Raw genomic sequence first — 17,191 nt, 5'->3', positions numbered from 1 at the left:
GTTGCGCTACTCTGGTGGCGGGCCGCTGTTATTTCTCCAGTTGCGGCGTTTTACAGAGCAGGGCGATATCTTTTTCCGAGACTATGCCGCCCAGGCTATCGGTGAAGCTGTCGGCCAGCTCGGGGTCTTCCTGCTCGGCAATAAAACTCAGCAGGCGGCTGCTGTAGTTGCTGCGAGCCTTGGCCAGACGGGTGCCGTCGTCACTGCACAGCAGTATGGTATCGCCGGCGGCAAAGTTGCCTTTTACCTCAAGTACTTCATTGCTGGAAAGCTCGGCGCAATCCTTGGCGCTATCCATCTCTTCATCGGAGGTGACTATCACTTCCCCTTGAGCCCTCACTGTGTGGGTCAGCCAATGCATCCGTTCCTGCAGCGGGGTTTCGGATGCCCGGAACAGGGTGCCGGGATTGCGGCCCGACAACAGGGCATTGAAGCTCTCCTCTTTGAAGCCGTTGACTATGTAAGTATCAATGCCGTGGGAGCTGGCCTTTTCCGCCGCTTCTATCTTGGTGCGCATGCCGCCGGTGCCGACATCGCTGTGACTGCCGCCGGCCATGGCATAGATGGTGGCATCGATTTTATTGACTTCGGGCAGCAGCTCGGCATCGCTGTGCAGATGCGGGTTCTTGTTGTAGAGACCATCAATATCCGAGCAGATCACTAAGGTATCTGCGTCGGCAGCGGCTGCCACCATGGCCGACAGGTTGTCGTTGTCACCCACCTTGAGCGCATCTGTAGTGACGGTATCGTTTTCGTTGAGGATCGGCAGTATGTCGTGATCCAGCAGGGTGAACACGGTTTCCCTAATCGACAGATAGCGCTCTCTGTCGCGCAGATCGCCATGGGTCAGCAGAATTTGCGCCGTGGGAAAGTCGAAAAACTTATCCCAGGTCGCCATCATCTCAGTCTGCCCGGCGGCGGCCATGGCTTTTTTCAGTACCACCTGGGCCTCTGGGCTATTGACTTCACTGCCAGGTTTGAGTGGAAACCTGTGGGCTCCGGCGGCAATTGAGCCGGAAGAAACCAGTATGGTTTGAATGCCTTTGGCGCGGCAGCGCACAATGAATTGGGCTATGGCCAGCAGATAGCGCGAGCTACAGCCCTGTCTGTCAGGGGCAATCAGGGCGCTGCCGACTTTTAGAACAATTCGTTGCCTTGGTTGCTTATTCATAACTTCCTTAACCTGTTTGAGGTGTTACTTCGAAGCGGAGTGGGGATTGAAACCAGACCCGGTGTCTGCCACCGGGTCTAATTGGGGAGCTGTTCTATCCAGTTATTAGTTGACCTGCAGTAGCTTTTCCCGGGTCGCATGGAAGGTCTTCTGCACTGAGTGTGAGGGATCCTGACCAAAGTGACTGACCAGCACTATCGCCGCAGAGCTCATGATAAAGCCGGGAACTATCTCGTAGATCACGCTGGAGAGTGTCTTGCCATCGGGCAATACCGGCAGCAGGATCCACAGCAGCACTGTGATGGCGCCGGTGAGAATACCGGCAACGGCGCCCGAGTGGGTCATCTTCGACCAGAACAGACTGAACAGCACCAGTGGCCCGAAGGCGGCACCGAAACCGGCCCAGGCGTTACTCACCAGTGACAGTATGCTGCTGTTGCTATCCAGGGCCAGCAAGGTGGCCACGGCGGCAACGGCAAATACCCCGAAACGGCCTATATTCACCAGCTTCTTCTCGTCTATGTCCTTGTGGAACACGGCGCGGTAAACATCCTCGGTCAGTGAACTGGATGATACCAGTAGCTGTGAAGAGATAGTGCTCATGATGGCAGCCAGAATCGCCGCCAGCAGGAAGCCACTTACCAAGGGGTGGAACAGAATTTCCGAGAACAGAATAAAGATGGTTTCCGGATCCTGCAGCCCTGGGTGGAACTTGTTGACATAGGCGACACCGATAAGACCTGTGGCCAGGGCGCCGAGTATGGTCACCAACATCCAGCTCATGCCTATGTTGCGGGCGGTCTTGATATCTTTCACCGAACGAATTGCCATAAAGCGCACTATGATGTGTGGTTGACCGAAATAGCCCAGTCCCCAGGCCATGCTGGAAACAATCGCCAGCAGGCTCATTTTCTCCACAGATTCAGACAGAGGCACTATGGTGTGATTGGCCTGCGCCATCATTTCAGTGCCATTGTTGAACTCCTGAAAAGCCACTATAGGCACCATCACCAAGGCGACAAACATGATACAGCCCTGCACAAAGTCGGTCATACTGACGGCCAGAAAGCCCCCCAATAGGGTGTAGGCCACCACCACTGAGACAGTGATCACCAGGCCAAGTTGGTAACTCAGGCCGAAGGCGGATTCAAACAGTTTGCCCCCGGCGACCAGGCCGGCAGAGGTGTAGAGAGTAAAGAAGAGTATGATCACCGCGGCAGAAATCATCCGCACCGAGCCATTTTTCTTCTCGAAGCGTTTGCTGAAAAAGTCCGGCAGTGTCAGGGCGTCATCGGCTTCCTGGGTATAAACCCTGAGCCTGGGGGCTACCAGCAGATAGTTGAACCAGGCGCCGATAAGCAGGCCCAGCGCAATCCAGATGGTGTCGAAGCCGATAACAAACATGGCGCCCGGCAGACCCATCAGCATCCAACCACTCATATCGGAAGCACCTGCCGACAGCGCCGTGACCTGAGGGCTGACCTGACGGCCGCCGAGAATGTAGCCCGAAATATCATCGGTAGAATTGCGATAGGCAAACAGGCCTATCGCCAGCATGACCACAAAGTAGATGGCCAAAGAGATATAACTCGAATAATCCATAGATTAGTGCCCGTTATTGCCACTGAAGGCTTGATTGAGTTTTTGTTTGCAGAATGGGTACAGGTAGGTTGAGAGTACGAGCCAGAAACACCCTAATTGGATCAGGTACTTGGCTTTATCTCTGAGGCTGATTTGGTAGCGTGAAAGATGACTGTCAGACTCCTGTGAGCTGTTGGCATTCATCGTGATTCTCCTTCCTTAAGTTTCAGCTAAAGTTGGACTGGCGAAAAACCACTTGAAGGCTAACCAATCAATTGATTAGTGTTCAAATGGTTTTGGTTCGAACGATATTATTCATGTTTATCAGAAAATGATCAAGTTTATATCTGAGTGAATCACTAGGCTATTACTGGGTGATTGGTGTTTTGTTTATTTAAAATCATATAGTTATTCTTTTATTTTCTTAAGCTTATCAATTTTTAATATATTGCATGCAATTATAAGACAAGTGATTAAATCTCGATTTGAGCTATAACTGTTTTGTAATCAAGCTCTGAAATAAGCCGGAAATAATTAGAGTTTAAAATTAATTTGCGATAGCGTCCGCTTCTGCCAAGCGAACCACTGCAAACCCGTGTAATCACTGGGCCAGCTCTCCAATTCCAACTCGATAAACTCCTCAAAATAGCGCTTGAACTATAGGCGTTTTTATATATGATTTAGCATATATCTGGTTATCCATATGTCTTGCCGGTTGCTGAAGGTGTTCAATTGAGTGGCAACTGAAACGGCAGATGTATGGCTGGCCGAATATTGGCCTTAAGGAGCGGCATTTATCATGGAACTACCGAATTTTTTCAAAGCCTTGGCTGATGAAACCCGGCTGCGCAGCCTGCTGTTGATCCTGCAGCAGGGAGAGCTTTGTGTCTGCGAGTTGACTGAGGCCCTGGCCTTGAGTCAACCGAAGGTTTCCCGTCATCTGGCGCAGCTGCGAACTCAGGGGCTGCTGCAGGACAGACGCCGGGGCCAATGGGTGTTTTATCGTCTCAGCCCCGAACTGGCACCCTGGTGCGAGCAGTTGCTGCGGGACACACTGACGGCCAACCCTGGCTTTATTGCTAATGAGCTGACTCGGCTGGAGGCCATGGCCTCGAGGCCGCAAGCTTGCTGTTAAAACCGGCCAAAATCTATCACTTGAGCGCCGGAAGTTAACCGCCGGGGAACCGGAGAGGGGGATGTATGGGCATTTTTGAACGTTGGCTTAGCCTGTGGGTAGGGCTGTGCATTTTAGCTGGGATAGCGCTGGGTTATCTGGCACCTGGTGTATTTGCCGCAATTGCGGCGCTGGAATACGCCCATGTCAATCTGGTGATCGCCATACTTATCTGGGTGATGATCTATCCCATGATGGTGCAAATCGATTTTTCCGCTATCAAGGATGTTGGCCGAAATCCCAAGGGATTGCTGCTGACGCTGGTGATCAACTGGTTGCTGAAGCCTTTTACCATGGCGCTGCTTGGCTGGCTCTTTTTCCGTTTTCTGTTTGCCCCTTGGGTAGAGCCGCAAACGGCGCAGGAGTATATCGCCGGGATGATCCTCCTCGGAGTCGCTCCTTGTACCGCTATGGTGTTTGTCTGGAGTCAACTGACCCGCGGCGATGCCAACTACACTCTGGTGCAGGTATCGGTCAATGATGTGATCATGATTTTTGCTTTCGCACCGCTGTCGGCGCTGCTGCTGGGGGTGAGCGATATACAGGTGCCATGGGAAACCTTGATTCTGTCTGTGGCGCTGTATGTGTTGCTGCCTTTGTTAGCCGGGGTATTGACCCGCAAACACTTCAATAGCCGACCAGGGGCGATCACGGCCTTGCTGTCCAGGCTCAAACCCTGGTCGATATTGGGACTGCTGCTGACGGTAGTGCTACTGTTTGCTCTGCAGGCCGAAACCATAGTGGCCCAGCCGCAAAATATTGTGCTGATCGCCATCCCGCTGTTACTGCAAACTTACGGTATTTTCCTGCTGGCCTGGTGGCTGGCGAAGCGTTTGCGCCTGCCCCACAACATAGCCGCTCCGGCTTGTATGATAGGCACTTCCAACTTTTTCGAACTGGCGGTTGCCGTGGCTATCTCCCTCTTTGGTATGCATTCGGGAGCGGCACTGGCCACAGTCGTTGGGGTTCTGGTGGAAGTGCCTGTGATGCTGTCTCTGGTGGCATTTGCCAATCGCCGCCGCGGTAATTGGCTTGCGGCCAACAAATAAAAGGAGAACTGAGATGACAATAAAGGTGGGAATTAACGGCTTTGGCCGTATGGGGCGGCTGGCCTTGAGGGCTGCCTGGGATTGGCCGGAACTCGAATTTGTGCAGATCAACGACCCGGCGGGTGATGCCGCCACCCTGGCGCACCTGTTGGAGTTTGACTCGGTTCATGGCCGTTGGTCGCACCCAGTCGAGCATGAGGACAACGCCATAGTCATAGCCGGGCGGCGGATAGCGACCAGTCGCAATCAGGCCATTGCAGACAGTGATTGGTCTCAATGCGATCTGGTGATCGAGGCCTCGGGCAAGATGAAAACCAAGGCGCTGTTGCAGGCCTATCTTGATCAAGGGGTGAAACGGGTGGTGGTGACAGCGCCGGTTAAAGAGGAAGGCGTCGCCAACCTGGTGATGGGGGTAAATCATCAGAGTTATGACCCGGCCAGGCATCCGATAGTGACAGCCGCATCCTGTACCACCAATTGTCTGGCGCCTGTGGTCAAGGTCATCCATGAGAACTTCGGTATTCGTCATGGCTCCATGACCACAATTCACGACATCACCAACACCCAGACTATATTGGATGCGCCCCATAAGGATCTGCGCCGTGCCCGTGCCTGTGGTCAGAGCCTGATCCCGACCACCACAGGCAGTGCCACCGCTATTACCCATATTTTCCCTGAGCTGAAAGGCCGCCTCAACGGCCATGCGGTCAGGGTGCCGCTGGCCAACGCCTCGCTGACCGACTGTGTGTTTGAACTGGAGCAAACAGTGACAGAGCAGCAGGTCAACGACTTGCTGCAACAGGCGGCCGAGACTGAGCTCAAGGGCATTCTCGGCTTCGAGTCGCGGCCGCTGGTGTCGGTGGACTACAAGACAGATCCCCGCTCCTGCATAGTGGATGGGCTGTCCACCATGGTGATCAACGGCACTCAGCTCAAACTCTACTGTTGGTATGACAACGAATGGGGCTATGCCAATCGCACCGCCGAGTTGGCGCTGATGGTGGGCCGTTTGGACCGGGATGCCTGAAGGACAACACCATGGCTGAAATGAGTCCGGCGCTGCGCCAATATCTGTTGATCACCGGCAACTACTGGGCCTTTACCCTGACAGATGGCGCGCTACGCATGCTGGTGGTGCTCTATTTCTATCAGTTGGGTTACGGTGCGCTGGCCATTGCCATGCTGTTTATCTTCTATGAGTTTTTCGGTGTGGTCACCAATCTGTTGGGCGGCTGGCTCGGCGCCCGTTTGGGGCTCAACCGCACCATGAATATCGGCCTCGGGCTGCAGATAGTGGCGCTGGCCATGCTGTTGGTGCCTCAAGCCTGGCTGACCATTCCCTGGGTGATGGCAGCCCAGGCACTGTCGGGGATAGCCAAAGATCTCAACAAGATGAGTGCCAAGAGTGCCATCAAGACCCTGGTACCCAAGGATGCGGCCCAGGCGGGACAGACTCTGTATCGCTATGTGGCGCTGTTGACCGGCTCCAAGAACGCCCTCAAAGGGATAGGTTTCTTCCTCGGCGGTGCGCTGCTGAGCCTGTTGGGGTTTGCCGGTGCCATTGCCGCCATGGCCGCTGTTTTGACCTTGGTGTGGCTGAGCTCGCTGCTGTTTCTCAAGGCAGAACTGGGCCAGGCCAAGAATAAGCCCAAGTTCAGTGAGCTGTTTTCCAAGAGCCGGGCGGTGAATATTCTCTCTGCGGCCAGGCTGTTTCTGTTTGCCGCCAGGGATGTTTGGTTTGTGGTGGCCTTGCCCGTGTATCTGGCCAGCCAATTTGGCTGGGATCACTGGCAAGTGGGGGGCTTTCTGGCCGGCTGGATTATCGCCTACGGCTTGGTGCAGGCTCTGGCGCCCAGGCTGACCGCCAGGGCCGACGGCAAGACAGTTGGCAAGCATAAAGGCTCGGCCTTGCCGGGACGGGCGGCGGCGCTCTTCTGGTGCGGCTTGCTCACTCTGGTGCCGGCGCTTATCGCCCTTGGGCTTGGCAGTCAATACTCGCATGTCTGGCTGATCGGCGGCCTGTTGCTATTCGGCGCCTTGTTTGCGGTGAACTCTTCGTTGCACAGTTTTCTGATTGTCATTTATGCCCGCGAGGATGGGGTATCCCTGGATGTGGGGTTCTACTATATGGCTAACGCCGCCGGGCGCTTGCTGGGCACAGTGCTTTCCGGTGCGCTGTTTCAGTGGTGGGGGCTGGAGGCTTGCCTCTGGGTTTCCAGCGCCATGTTACTGCTGACTCTGATTATCTCCCGCGGTCTGCCCCAAGAGCATGAGGCGTAATGATCCATTGCAAAATTAGACTATAAGGGAGTGTCACTTTTTCCCATAAGGGCATAGGCTTAGGGAAGGTGCGAACAAGTCCCATGCGTGCTCTGCGTTGGCTTACAGGCCTGTATGCAAGGCGTGGTTCGCAGCAAATGGCTAGTCCTTTACAAGAAGCACAACATAGCAGACAGGTTTGTAAGCAACGCCCTTCGGGGCTTTCACAGCAACCGGCTCTCTGCGTTATCCGACTTCGACAGGCCCCGGCATGCCTTCAGTCAGATGCCTTGAACGCCAATTGCTGTGCAAGCCAGAGTGCCACGAGGACTTATTCGCACCTTCCTTAGGAAGGTGCGGCAGAGTTTTCCCGAGATCCTGGCTTAATAGCGTTGGGAAGATTATCCGTAGCATCATTGGCCGAATCGTTTCAAAGAGGGAAGTGTTATGTCCATGAGCTTGCAGTTTTGGGGTGCCACCCAGGAAGTCACAGGTTCCTGCCATCTGTTGCGGGTCAACGATGCAAGTTTGTTGTTGGATTGTGGTCTTATTCAGGGAGGGCGGCAGGATGAACTGCGTAACCATGAAGCCTTTCCCTTTGCTCCTGAATCCCTGACTGCAGTGGTGTTGAGCCACGCCCATATCGACCATTCTGGGCGGCTGCCCCTGCTGGTGAAGCAGGGTTTTAGCGGCCCTATCTACACCCATAAAGCCACCATGGATCTGTGCGCCATCATGCTCAAGGACGCGGCCATGCTGCAGCAGCGTGATGCCGAGCGGCAGAACCGCAAACGTGCCAGGCAAGATCTCGAGCCGATAGAGCCACTGTTCACCGAAGAAGATGTCGAACTGGCACTGACCCGTTTTATTCCACTGGACTATGGCACCAAGCTGGATCCCATTCCCGGTGTGACCCTGTGTTTGAGTGATGCCGGCCATATTCTGGGGTCGGCGCTACTGGAGCTGTGGATCAATGATGGCAACACCCAGAAAAAACTGGTGTTCAGTGGCGATCTCGGCCGTGCCGGTATGCCGATCCTCAAAGATCCTACGCTGATCCAACAGGCCGATCTGGTGTTGATGGAAAGCACCTATGGCGACAGGTTACACCGTAGTTGGGAGGCGACCCTGGAAGAACTCAAGGGGATCTTCGCGACAGCCATCAGTGAGAGCCGCGGCAATATCCTGATCCCTGCTTTCTCGGTTGGCCGGGCGCAGGAGCTTTTGTATCTGTTTCACCTCTATGCCGGGGAATGGGATCTGTCACGCTGGAAAATCTGCCTCGACAGCCCCATGGCGATAGAGGCCACCAAGGTGTATATCAATAACTATCCCTTGATGGACGAGGACTTCAAGCGTTTCGTGCATCAACACCCCGGACAGCACCCACTGCTGTCTGGAATAGAGTTTATCCAAAGTACCGAAGAGTCGATGGAACTCAACGACGTACACCAGGGGCTTATCATTATTGCCGGCAGCGGCATGTGTAACGGCGGTCGTATCCGCTGTCATCTGGAACACAACCTGTGGCGGCCCGAGTGCGACATCATCATCTGTGGTTTTCAGGCACTGGGAACCCCGGGGCGGCTGTTGGTCGATGGTGCCAGTGAGCTCACCATCAACGGCAATTCGGTGAATGTCGCCGCCAGAATTCACACAGTCGGCGGGTTGTCGGCCCATGCGGATCAGGCCGAACTGCTGCGCTGGTATCGTGAGTTTGAAGGGGCGCCGCCACTCATTCTGGTTCACGGTGAGCCGGATGCCCAGCGGCAACTCCTGAGTGTGCTGGAACATGCCGATAGCGTGCAGCCCAAACCCAGACCGCAGGCCTCGGCCATAGCGACCGAAGGCGACAAGCTGGATCTCAGCCGTTTACCTGAACTGAGCTGGGTTGTGGGCTAAGTGTGTTGTCAGGCTTAACAGCTTCAGGGAATTAAACAGGGTTATTTTATCTTTGCCATTAACAAAAAATAAAAACGCCCCTTAATAAAGGAGCGTTTTTATTGTTGGCGCAAACTTGGCTTTAGCCTTGGCGCTGCCAGAGGATCTCCAGCTCATCGGCTTCGCCCATTGCGGCTTCCAATAGATTGATGAGTTCGGCATCGGCCTCTATGGCCTTAAAGGTTTCTAGTTGAGTGCGGTTCAGCCAGTAGTCCTGGTCGGCATCATGCTCTTCTACCAGGTTGTCGATCAGAAACTGCAGCTGTTGTTCGGAGATATGGCCGATAAAGGCGCCGGTTTCTTTATTGCTGAGTTGGATCATTCTCTCTCCTTGGATTGCTGTGGCCTTATTGGCCGAAAATCTTAGCTTGCACTATATCCTCTTCAGTAAGTGCGTTGAATCCCTTGTTTTGTCATAAAGGTCTCTTCATAAGCGACCCCTGCCAGGGTGGCGATAGCCAGGCCAAGCACCAGTGCCAGCAGTAGAGGCTTGCAAACCCCCATGGGCACCAGCCAGATCAGTAACAGTGCCAATACGCAAATGCCCCCGCTGATGGGGTTGAATAAGAGTTCCAGACTGATCTCGAAAACATTTAAGGTTTCAGCGTCCTGATAGCGCCGGAAATGGAGCAGGAAATAGAGGGCTCCGCAGAGCAAACTGACACTGGAAAATGCCAATAGGCCGCTGAGGCTGAAAGTTTCTTTGAAGTATAAAGTGGCCTGGTAACCCGCCACAGTCAATATTGCCAGCCAGATAATAAGCAGTGGCGCCAGGATCAGTCCCATTACAGTCCTTTGGTTAGACGTCCATGTTTACAGGTGACTGTAACCTAAAAACATTTTTACAACAAACCACCAGTGGATGATTTGTGGCCTGGCTCGCTTCTCTGCCAAGATTTGCTAGCTCTAATAGCGGTAAAACCACTTTTTTCAATATTTAACAGCTTGGTTACTTTTTAAGCTGTTTGCAGGATATACTCAGACAAGTAATTGTTGTCGGAAGAAAACTTGTTTGGAGAATCCTTATGCGTTTTATTAAGACACTGTTTATCCTGCTGGCACTGATAGTGGCTGTGCCGCTGATTGCCGCTCTGTTTGTCAAAAGCGACTATCAGGTGACCACCAATGTGGTGATAAATCGTCCGGTGGCCGAGGTCTATGACTATGTGAAGTATCTGAAGAATCAAGATAATTTCAGCGTCTGGGCTAAGATGGATCCGGCGATGAAGCGCAGTTATCGCGGCGTTGACGGCACTGTTGGCTTTGTCTCAGCTTGGGAGAGTGATAACCCAGAGGTGGGTCAAGGTGAGCAAGAGATAGTCGCCATGGAAACCAACAAACGCATAGATTATGAGCTCAGATTCCTGACTCCCTTCGAGGCCACTGAACCCGCCTACATGTTATTTGAGCCCTATGAAGGTAATAGAACCAACCTCAGTTGGGGCTTTAAGGGGCATCTGGATTATCCGATGAATCTGATGTTTCTGTTTGTCGATTTTGAAACCATGATCGCCACGGATCTATTGCGCGGGCTCAGTAATCTTAAGCTGTTACTCGAGTCTGCACCCGCGCCACAAGAACAAATTCAGAGCCCGTAAATCCAGGCGACCCATTGACGGTAAAGATTAAGCCCTATCAGCAGGTTAATCGGGAAAGTAACCCCCAGCGAGGCCAACATGGCCACGCCGATATTGGCCGATGGAATGGCCGCGCGGATCGCTGCCGGTGCCGCAATATAAGAGGCGCTGGCGCAGAGGCCGGCCAGTACCAGTGCCGAACCGGCGGGCAGCCCCAAGGCGTGACCTGTAATGATGCCCACCCAGGCAAGGACAAAAGGCGTAACGGCGGCAAATACCAACAGGCGCCAGTGACTCAAGGGCAGCGGAGCACACACCCTGGCGGTACATAAGCCCATCTCCAGCAGGAACAGCGCCAGCAAGGTCTTGAATCCCTGCATCAGCACAGGGCTCAAAGAGGCCAAGCCCTCAGCGCCGTAGCCCCATCCGATAAGCACGCCGCCCCCCAACAATATCACCCCACGACTGGTAAGCGCTTCCAGCAGAATATTGCCACTGCCTCCCGTTTTATTCCGATTCAGGCGTCGATAGAGCCACAACATGACTATGATGGATGGCAGCTCCAGCAGTACCAGATAGAGAGTGGTTTCGGGTTTGAGTGGCCAGCCCAGCTGCTCCGTCATGGCGTAGACAACGGCAAAGGTCCCGGCACTGACCGAACCGTAGTGGGCGGCAATACTGATGGCATCGCTCTGGGATAGGCGAACCACTTTTTTCAATATGGGATACAGCGCCAGCGGGATAGCCAGTCCCAGGCCTATCACCAACCCCAGCTCGGTAAAGGACAGCTGATCTGTGTGGCCGTGCAGTGCCATGCCACCCTTTAGGCCCAGGGTCAGCATTAACAGAATGGAAAGGGTTTCGTAGGTGGATTCGGGGACTCTGAGATCTGATTTGAGCAGACCGGCCAACAGGCCTAGGCCGAAAAAGGCAATAACAACATCAGGCATGGGGTTCTCCTTGTTAGACGGCTGGAGATTGTGCTCGCCCGGCGCTATATTGGAAAATAAATTATTCACTACATATATATAGATAATTATCTATGGATCTTCGTCATCTCAGCCTGCGCTTGTTGCAGGTGTATATCGAAGTGGTCCGGCGGCAGAATATTTCAGCCGCTGCCAGACACCTTTATCTGACTCAGCCGACCGTATCGCTGCAATTGAAAAAATTGGCCGAGCTGGTGGGGGAGCCATTACTGGAAAACGGCCCGGGAGGACTGCGACCGACCCAGGTCGGCCAGGAGCTGTATCGTGCCGCCGTGGATGTGATGACTCGTTTGGAAGACTTCAACGGTATGCTGGCCAAGGTGCGGGAAGGGCAGAGCGGCCACATCAATATCGGCCTGGTGACCACGGCTAAGTATGTGGTGCCGCGGATCCTCGGCGCCTTCTATCGCCATTTCCCCGGCGTCCGAGTCACACTGAACATAGGCAACCGTGCCCATGTACTGAATCGCTTTGAGCATCTGGAAGATGATCTTTATCTCTTCAGCCATCCCCCCAGGGGCGATACTGTGCAATCGGCGCGGATCATCCGTAACCCTCTGCAGTTGATTGCCCCCAGAAACCATTGGGCTGCCGGGCAGAGTGAACTCAAGTTTGAGCAGCTCAGTCGCGAGCGCTTTCTCATCCGTGAGCCTGGTTCGGCTACTCGGTTAATGTTTGAGTCCTGGCTCAGCGGTCAGGGGATGGAACTGGGCGACTGTATGCAGATCGAGAGTAATGAAGCCATTCGTCTGGGGGTTGCTTCTGGGCTGGGGTTATCTGTTATTTCGGCCCATACCCTGGAGGAAGGGCGTGAGCGCCCGGCTATTCTGAACGTGAAGGGCTTCCCGTTGGAGAGCAACTGGTATCTGGTGAGTCGTAAAGACAGGCGTATGCCTTATGCGGCGCGGCAATTGGTGCACTTTATGGCTGAGCATCTGCAGCAGTGTATAGAGGCTGAATGGGTGGCCGGTGATATAGCCCAGCTGCCGGCCAACCTGGGGTTGAGCGCCGACTGAGTTTGACCTCGGGTTTCCAATTGTTAATATTTCGTTGTAACCTGGGTATTCCTTATGCTGTTTTGCCATAACAGGTGGAAACTGCAGCGATAACAATAACTACACGAGGTTGGAATGGAAACGATAATGGAGTGGGTTAGCCAGCTTAACAGCCTGGTTTGGGGTGTGCCCATGCTGGTGATGATCCTGGGGGTAGGACTGTTTCTGTCCATAGGTTTGCGCTTTATGCAACTTCTCAAGCTGGGGAGAGGCTTCCGTTTACTCTGGTCCGGGCGGATCCCGGATAAAGACACCAATATGAAAGGGGAGATCAGCCCCTTCAATGCGCTGATGACGTCACTGTCGGCCACCATAGGAACAGGGAATATCGCCGGAGTGGCGACGGCAATTTTTCTTGGCGGCCCGGGGGCATTGTTTTGGATGTGGTGCACCGCGCTGGTGGGGATGGCTACCAAGTTTTCAGAAGCCGTGTTGGCGGTCAAGTATCGCGAGGTCGATGACAGCGGCAACCACATAGGTGGCCCCATGTACTACATCAAGAATGGCCTCGGCCAGAAATGGGCCTGGTTGGGAACGCTATTTGCTTTATTTGGTGGCTTTGCCGGTTTTGGTATCGGCAATACAGTACAGGCCAATTCGGTGGCTGACGCCTTGGACAGCAACTTTGGTGTTCCAGCCTGGGCAACTGGCCTGGTCATGATGATCCTGGTGGGTGCAGTCCTGATGGGCGGTATCAAACGGATTGCCGATGTGGCCGGTAAGTTGGTGCCCTTGATGACTGTGTTTTATATCACAGCAGGCTTGGCTGTGATTGTGGTCTATTTCGATCAGATCCCGGCGGCACTGGAGTTGGTATTCGAGAGCGCCTTTAGCCCAGTGGCGGCCCAGGGTGGTTTCGCCGGGGCGGCAGTTTGGGCTGCTATACGTTTCGGGGTCGCCCGAGGGGTATTTTCCAATGAGGCCGGTCTTGGCAGTGCACCTATTGCCCATGCGGCTGCGCAGACCAATAACCCAGTGGCTCAAGGTCTGGTAGCCATGCTGGGTACCTTTATTGATACCATAGTGGTCTGCTCCATCACAGGTTTGGCGATTATCGTTTCCGGCGCCTGGACCTCGGGGGAAACCGGCGCAGCCTTGACCTCCTATGCTTTCAGCCATGCCTTGCCCATAGGGCATTACATAGTGGCGGTGGCTTTGGCAATTTTCGCCTTTACCACTATTCTCGGCTGGAGTTTTTACAGTGAAAAGTGCGTTCAGTATCTGTTCGGCATTCGCGCCATAGTGCCGTTTCGCTTGGTCTGGACTCTGATGGTGCCGGTAGGGGCTGTTGCGTCTTTGGACTTTATCTGGCTGGTGGCCGATACCCTCAATGCCATGATGGCTATCCCCAACCTGATAGCCCTGGCGCTACTCAGTCCTGTGGTTTTCGCGCTGACTCGGGAATATTTCATCAAGCAGCGTCAGGCCGAGTTGCAAAAATAGTGATCCAATTGGTCCTGAACCCAAAACAGGGCAACTCGAGTTGCCCTGTTTCTTTATCAGTCGGCGTTGCTGTCAAACTCAGTGTCTTCCTGCAGTTCAAACATGGGTTCGGCATTGGGTAACTGCTTGAATAGATGACTGAAGTGCCGCTGAACGCCTTTGAGGTCTATCCCGGCCATCCCGGAGGCGAAACCAAACCAGGCATAGAGGCCACTGAAGTTATCAAACATGGGCGGTAGATACTTGGGGGCGGCAATAAGCCCCTCTCTATGAGCCTGATAAAGTACAGGGATATCTTCAATGGCCAGCTTACCGACAAACAACATGGGGATGATCTCCGGGATCCCGGCTGTGATGGCGGAGCGGATAAAGTTAATGTTTTCCACATAGCCGCGCACATAGGAGATATCCTTGGTGAAATAACTGCCACCTTGCACCATACCACCGCGAAATACCCGCTGAGTCACCCGGTAACTGTCTCGTTTACTGAGATTCTGGCCGCAGAAATAGTTGAATACTTCTATGAAGTCAGCACCTTGCTCGGCCATGTCGACCGCAGTGATCCTGTCGCTGATGCGTCTTGCCCGCCCTGGGTTGGAGCTCAGGGTGATGGTTTCCATCAATACCGCCAACCCTTCCTGGGCTGCGGCTACCCTGGGGGAGCCGACACTGAGCCAGGTGGCCCAGGGTTGAGCCCGGCCATTGAGGGTTGTGCCCACATGTACCCAGCCCTCATGTACCTCATAAACATCGAGATCCGATTGGCTGAATAGCGCCTTGCTGTTGAGTTTGACCGTATCGCCACCCACGGCGGCATCCGAGACTATGCCGTCACTGAGGCGTACCCGAATATCGTCGCTGTGGAAATAATCTTTCAGGCGGCGGCCGAGTATGTCCACCGCCTCCGGCGCGGCGATTTCTTTGGGGTGATGGCGATTGCTGCGCAGCGCTGCCGGCAGCGAGAAGATGTAACTCAAACGATCGCCGAGCTGTCTGAGGTTGTGTCTGTCGCCGTGGAGCTTATGGTTGGCGCTGCCGTAGAGGCGACGGCTGAACTCACCGAAGTCGGCCTTACCTCTATGTTGCAGCATGTCGATAACCTGAAGATACTGCTCGATATTAGCCACCAATATCTTGCCAAGCTTGTCGTATCTTCCCAGACGCTTGCGGGTCTGCAAACGCAGTTCGGTTAACTCTTGGCGGGTCTTATCCGGGTCAAAAGGCAGTGGCAGACGCTGGTAAAACTCGGCGTCTATGGCAGGTAATTGTCTGCCGTTATTTTCGAGAAATCGGGCTTCCACCTCCCTTGGCCATTTGATGGCATCGAGGATTTTTATCGGTTTCTGCAACCGGATAAGCTCGTCCGAGAGGCGCCGCAGATCCTCTTTATAGGTACTTGTGTCTGGCATCAATGGTCTCCTCGGAAGACACAGGTTATTGGCGGCTATCATCTTGGATAACGCGCTGTCTGGCAACAGAATTTATCCTTGCCAGATCTTGGTGCAGTTGCTTGGTTATTGAGCATAGTCGGCGCAGATGATTTAAGCTAATTAATTGATATTCATCATGTTGTAATATTGGCACTCAAGCTGCTTATTTGAGGTTGTATAGGCGAACTTTCAGGAGCCCTTATGGCAAATATGAGTTACTTGAGTGTGATTGAACGTTTTCATGAGTATCAGCCGCTAATCGATGAACTATTGCAGTCGATTTTGACCGGAATGGCCGATGCTCAGCTCTTTGATGACACAGGGCGGGCCATTAAGGTGTTTTCTGAAGTGTCGGCCTGTTATCCCTTTGTGGAATTGATGTATTTGCTGGATGAAAATGGCCAGCAGGTGAGTCCGAACCTGGCCCTTATCCAGCAAAAGATCAAACTGCTGGCGGTGGGGGAACATCCGGATCGCAGCCAGCGCCCCTATTTTCTCAATACCAGTGATAAGAGTGGGGTACAGATAACTTCGCCTTATCTTTCCAATGCGTCCGGGCAGTTATGTTTATCGGCGTCCCTGGGCGTGAGCCGTTTGGATGCCAGTCGTGGCTTTGTGGTGGTAGATATCAACCTGACCCGGCTGATTGAGTTTATGATGGGCGACAGTTTAAGACGCAAGGTGACGCCGCTGTTCAAGGCGGTTTATCTCACTCTGGTGACAGGGCTATTCATCATAGTCGGGGTATTGGTGTTGATCTCGGCCAGGGATATCTGGCATTTGTTGGCGCAGGGGCCGCAGTTGGCTCATGATTCGCTCAAGCCGTTTGGGATCATCATCTATATCACCCTGGCGTTGGCGATATTCGATCTCGGTAAGACCATACTGGAAGAAGAAGTGTTGATGCACAAAGACATCTTCCGCCACAGTTCCACCCGGCGCACCATTACCCGCTTTGTTTCCACCATATTGATCGCCATCTCCATCGAGGCCTTGCTGACCATGTTCAAGGCATCACTCGGACAGGTGGAGTATATTCAGGGAGCGATTTTGATGATGTTGGCGGTGGTTGGCTTGTTGGTGGCCTTGGGACTATACGTCTGGTTGGGTGCCAAGGCCGAAGCCCTGCTTATCCAAACCCAGTCTTTGCGGGGGCGGCAAGGATAAGGAGGATGTTGCTGACATCCTCCTATTTCTGAAGGCTAAAACATATCGTCATCATCGAGCCCCATGGCTCGTCTGAGTTCCAGGCGTTCCAGATAATCCTCCAAACGGCGTTTTATCTGGCGTTTGTGTTGCAGCGCCTTCTCGGCCTGGCGGTTTTTTGGGGTGGTCATCGCTTCAATTTCAGCATCGTTGGGCACGAGTTCAACAATATGGGCCATCACGAATTCCTCATGGTTTATCCAAGGATTTTCTAGCCAAAAAAGCATTGGCTGAAAAGCAAAAATTTTTGTCTAACAAAGCAAATGATTCTGTCCGTCCCTCTAGTCAATATTAGTTTTGGTTAAACTGAAATCTA

Annotated in this window: 16 protein-coding genes; 9 read left to right on the top strand and 7 right to left on the bottom strand. The window is 53.5% G+C overall.

What is annotated here, in order from left to right; all coding sequences use genetic code 11:
* Nucleotides 1-28 precede the first annotated feature (28 nt).
* Both proB and putP read right to left on the bottom strand, forming a co-directional pair.
* On the bottom strand, nt 29-1,171 hold the full coding sequence (proB, locus tag CX650_RS09445) for a glutamate 5-kinase (protein ID WP_101095655.1): 1,143 nt from the start codon (nt 1,169-1,171) through the stop codon (nt 29-31).
* A 105-nt stretch (nt 1,172-1,276) separates the two neighbouring features.
* Nucleotides 1,277-2,773: a sodium/proline symporter PutP gene (gene putP, locus CX650_RS09440; RefSeq protein WP_071476858.1), complete on the bottom strand. Its 1,497-nt coding sequence runs from the start codon at nt 2,771-2,773 to the stop codon at nt 1,277-1,279.
* A gap of 778 nt (nt 2,774-3,551) precedes the next feature.
* Here putP and CX650_RS09430 point away from each other — a divergent pair.
* From CX650_RS09430 to CX650_RS09410, 5 genes are all read left to right on the top strand, one after another.
* Nucleotides 3,552-3,887, top strand: coding sequence for an ArsR/SmtB family transcription factor (locus tag CX650_RS09430; protein ID WP_101095654.1), 336 nt, complete (start codon nt 3,552-3,554; stop codon nt 3,885-3,887).
* A 65-nt stretch (nt 3,888-3,952) separates the two neighbouring features.
* Complete coding sequence (gene arsB / locus CX650_RS09425) at nt 3,953-4,975, top strand: ACR3 family arsenite efflux transporter (protein ID WP_039034431.1); 1,023 nt, start codon at nt 3,953-3,955, stop codon at nt 4,973-4,975.
* A 13-nt stretch (nt 4,976-4,988) separates the two neighbouring features.
* Nucleotides 4,989-6,002, top strand: coding sequence for an ArsJ-associated glyceraldehyde-3-phosphate dehydrogenase (locus CX650_RS09420; protein WP_039034432.1), 1,014 nt, complete (start codon nt 4,989-4,991; stop codon nt 6,000-6,002).
* Nucleotides 6,003-6,013: 11 nt separating this feature from the next.
* Entirely contained in the window at nt 6,014-7,255 is a 1,242-nt protein-coding gene (arsJ, locus tag CX650_RS09415; protein WP_101095653.1) for an organoarsenical effux MFS transporter ArsJ, read from the top strand.
* Nucleotides 7,256-7,681: 426 nt separating this feature from the next.
* Complete coding sequence (locus CX650_RS09410) at nt 7,682-9,136, top strand: MBL fold metallo-hydrolase RNA specificity domain-containing protein (protein ID WP_101095652.1); 1,455 nt, start codon at nt 7,682-7,684, stop codon at nt 9,134-9,136.
* A gap of 121 nt (nt 9,137-9,257) precedes the next feature.
* Here the strand turns inward: CX650_RS09410 and CX650_RS09405 are convergent, their stop codons facing one another.
* On the bottom strand, nt 9,258-9,497 hold the full coding sequence (locus tag CX650_RS09405) for a hypothetical protein (RefSeq protein ID WP_039034436.1): 240 nt from the start codon (nt 9,495-9,497) through the stop codon (nt 9,258-9,260).
* Between the two features lie 62 nt (nt 9,498-9,559).
* Nucleotides 9,560-9,961, bottom strand: coding sequence for a hypothetical protein (locus CX650_RS09400; protein ID WP_039034437.1), 402 nt, complete (start codon nt 9,959-9,961; stop codon nt 9,560-9,562).
* Between the two features lie 239 nt (nt 9,962-10,200).
* Between CX650_RS09400 and CX650_RS09395 the strand changes: the two genes are divergently transcribed.
* The gene (locus tag CX650_RS09395; protein WP_071476856.1) at nt 10,201-10,773 is read left to right on the top strand and encodes an SRPBCC family protein; all 573 of its coding nucleotides are present in this window, start codon (nt 10,201-10,203) and stop codon (nt 10,771-10,773) included.
* On the opposite strand, the gene CX650_RS09390 is transcribed toward CX650_RS09395, so the two are convergent.
* The gene (locus tag CX650_RS09390) at nt 10,761-11,702 is read right to left on the bottom strand and encodes a sodium-dependent bicarbonate transport family permease (RefSeq protein ID WP_101095651.1); all 942 of its coding nucleotides are present in this window, start codon (nt 11,700-11,702) and stop codon (nt 10,761-10,763) included. The two genes, CX650_RS09395 and CX650_RS09390, sit on opposite strands and share 13 nt — an antisense overlap.
* 92 nt (nt 11,703-11,794) lie before the next feature.
* Here CX650_RS09390 and CX650_RS09385 point away from each other — a divergent pair, with 92 nt between their 5' ends.
* Both CX650_RS09385 and CX650_RS09380 read left to right on the top strand, forming a co-directional pair.
* The gene (locus tag CX650_RS09385) at nt 11,795-12,757 is read left to right on the top strand and encodes a LysR family transcriptional regulator (protein ID WP_071476855.1); all 963 of its coding nucleotides are present in this window, start codon (nt 11,795-11,797) and stop codon (nt 12,755-12,757) included.
* Between the two features lie 114 nt (nt 12,758-12,871).
* A complete protein-coding gene (locus CX650_RS09380) occupies nt 12,872-14,239 on the top strand; it encodes an alanine/glycine:cation symporter family protein (RefSeq protein ID WP_039034440.1) in 1,368 nt (455 codons plus the stop codon).
* Nucleotides 14,240-14,295: 56 nt separating this feature from the next.
* Here CX650_RS09380 and CX650_RS09375 read toward each other — a convergent pair whose 3' ends face one another.
* The gene (locus CX650_RS09375; RefSeq protein WP_071476854.1) at nt 14,296-15,648 is read right to left on the bottom strand and encodes a flavohemoglobin expression-modulating QEGLA motif protein; all 1,353 of its coding nucleotides are present in this window, start codon (nt 15,646-15,648) and stop codon (nt 14,296-14,298) included.
* Nucleotides 15,649-15,870: 222 nt separating this feature from the next.
* On the opposite strand from CX650_RS09375, the gene CX650_RS09370 reads away from it, so the two are divergent.
* A complete protein-coding gene (locus CX650_RS09370) occupies nt 15,871-16,836 on the top strand; it encodes a PDC sensor domain-containing protein (RefSeq protein ID WP_071239136.1) in 966 nt (321 codons plus the stop codon).
* A 35-nt stretch (nt 16,837-16,871) separates the two neighbouring features.
* Here the strand turns inward: CX650_RS09370 and CX650_RS09365 are convergent, their stop codons facing one another.
* A complete protein-coding gene (locus CX650_RS09365) occupies nt 16,872-17,054 on the bottom strand; it encodes a PA3496 family putative envelope integrity protein (RefSeq protein WP_039034443.1) in 183 nt (60 codons plus the stop codon).
* Between the last annotated feature and the right edge of the window lie 137 nt (nt 17,055-17,191).

The organism is Shewanella indica, from assembly GCF_002836975.1.
Lineage (GTDB): Bacteria > Pseudomonadota > Gammaproteobacteria > Enterobacterales > Shewanellaceae > Shewanella > Shewanella indica.
Note: the sequence above shows the minus strand (reverse complement) of the source record. Positions and strands in the feature narration are given on the sequence as shown.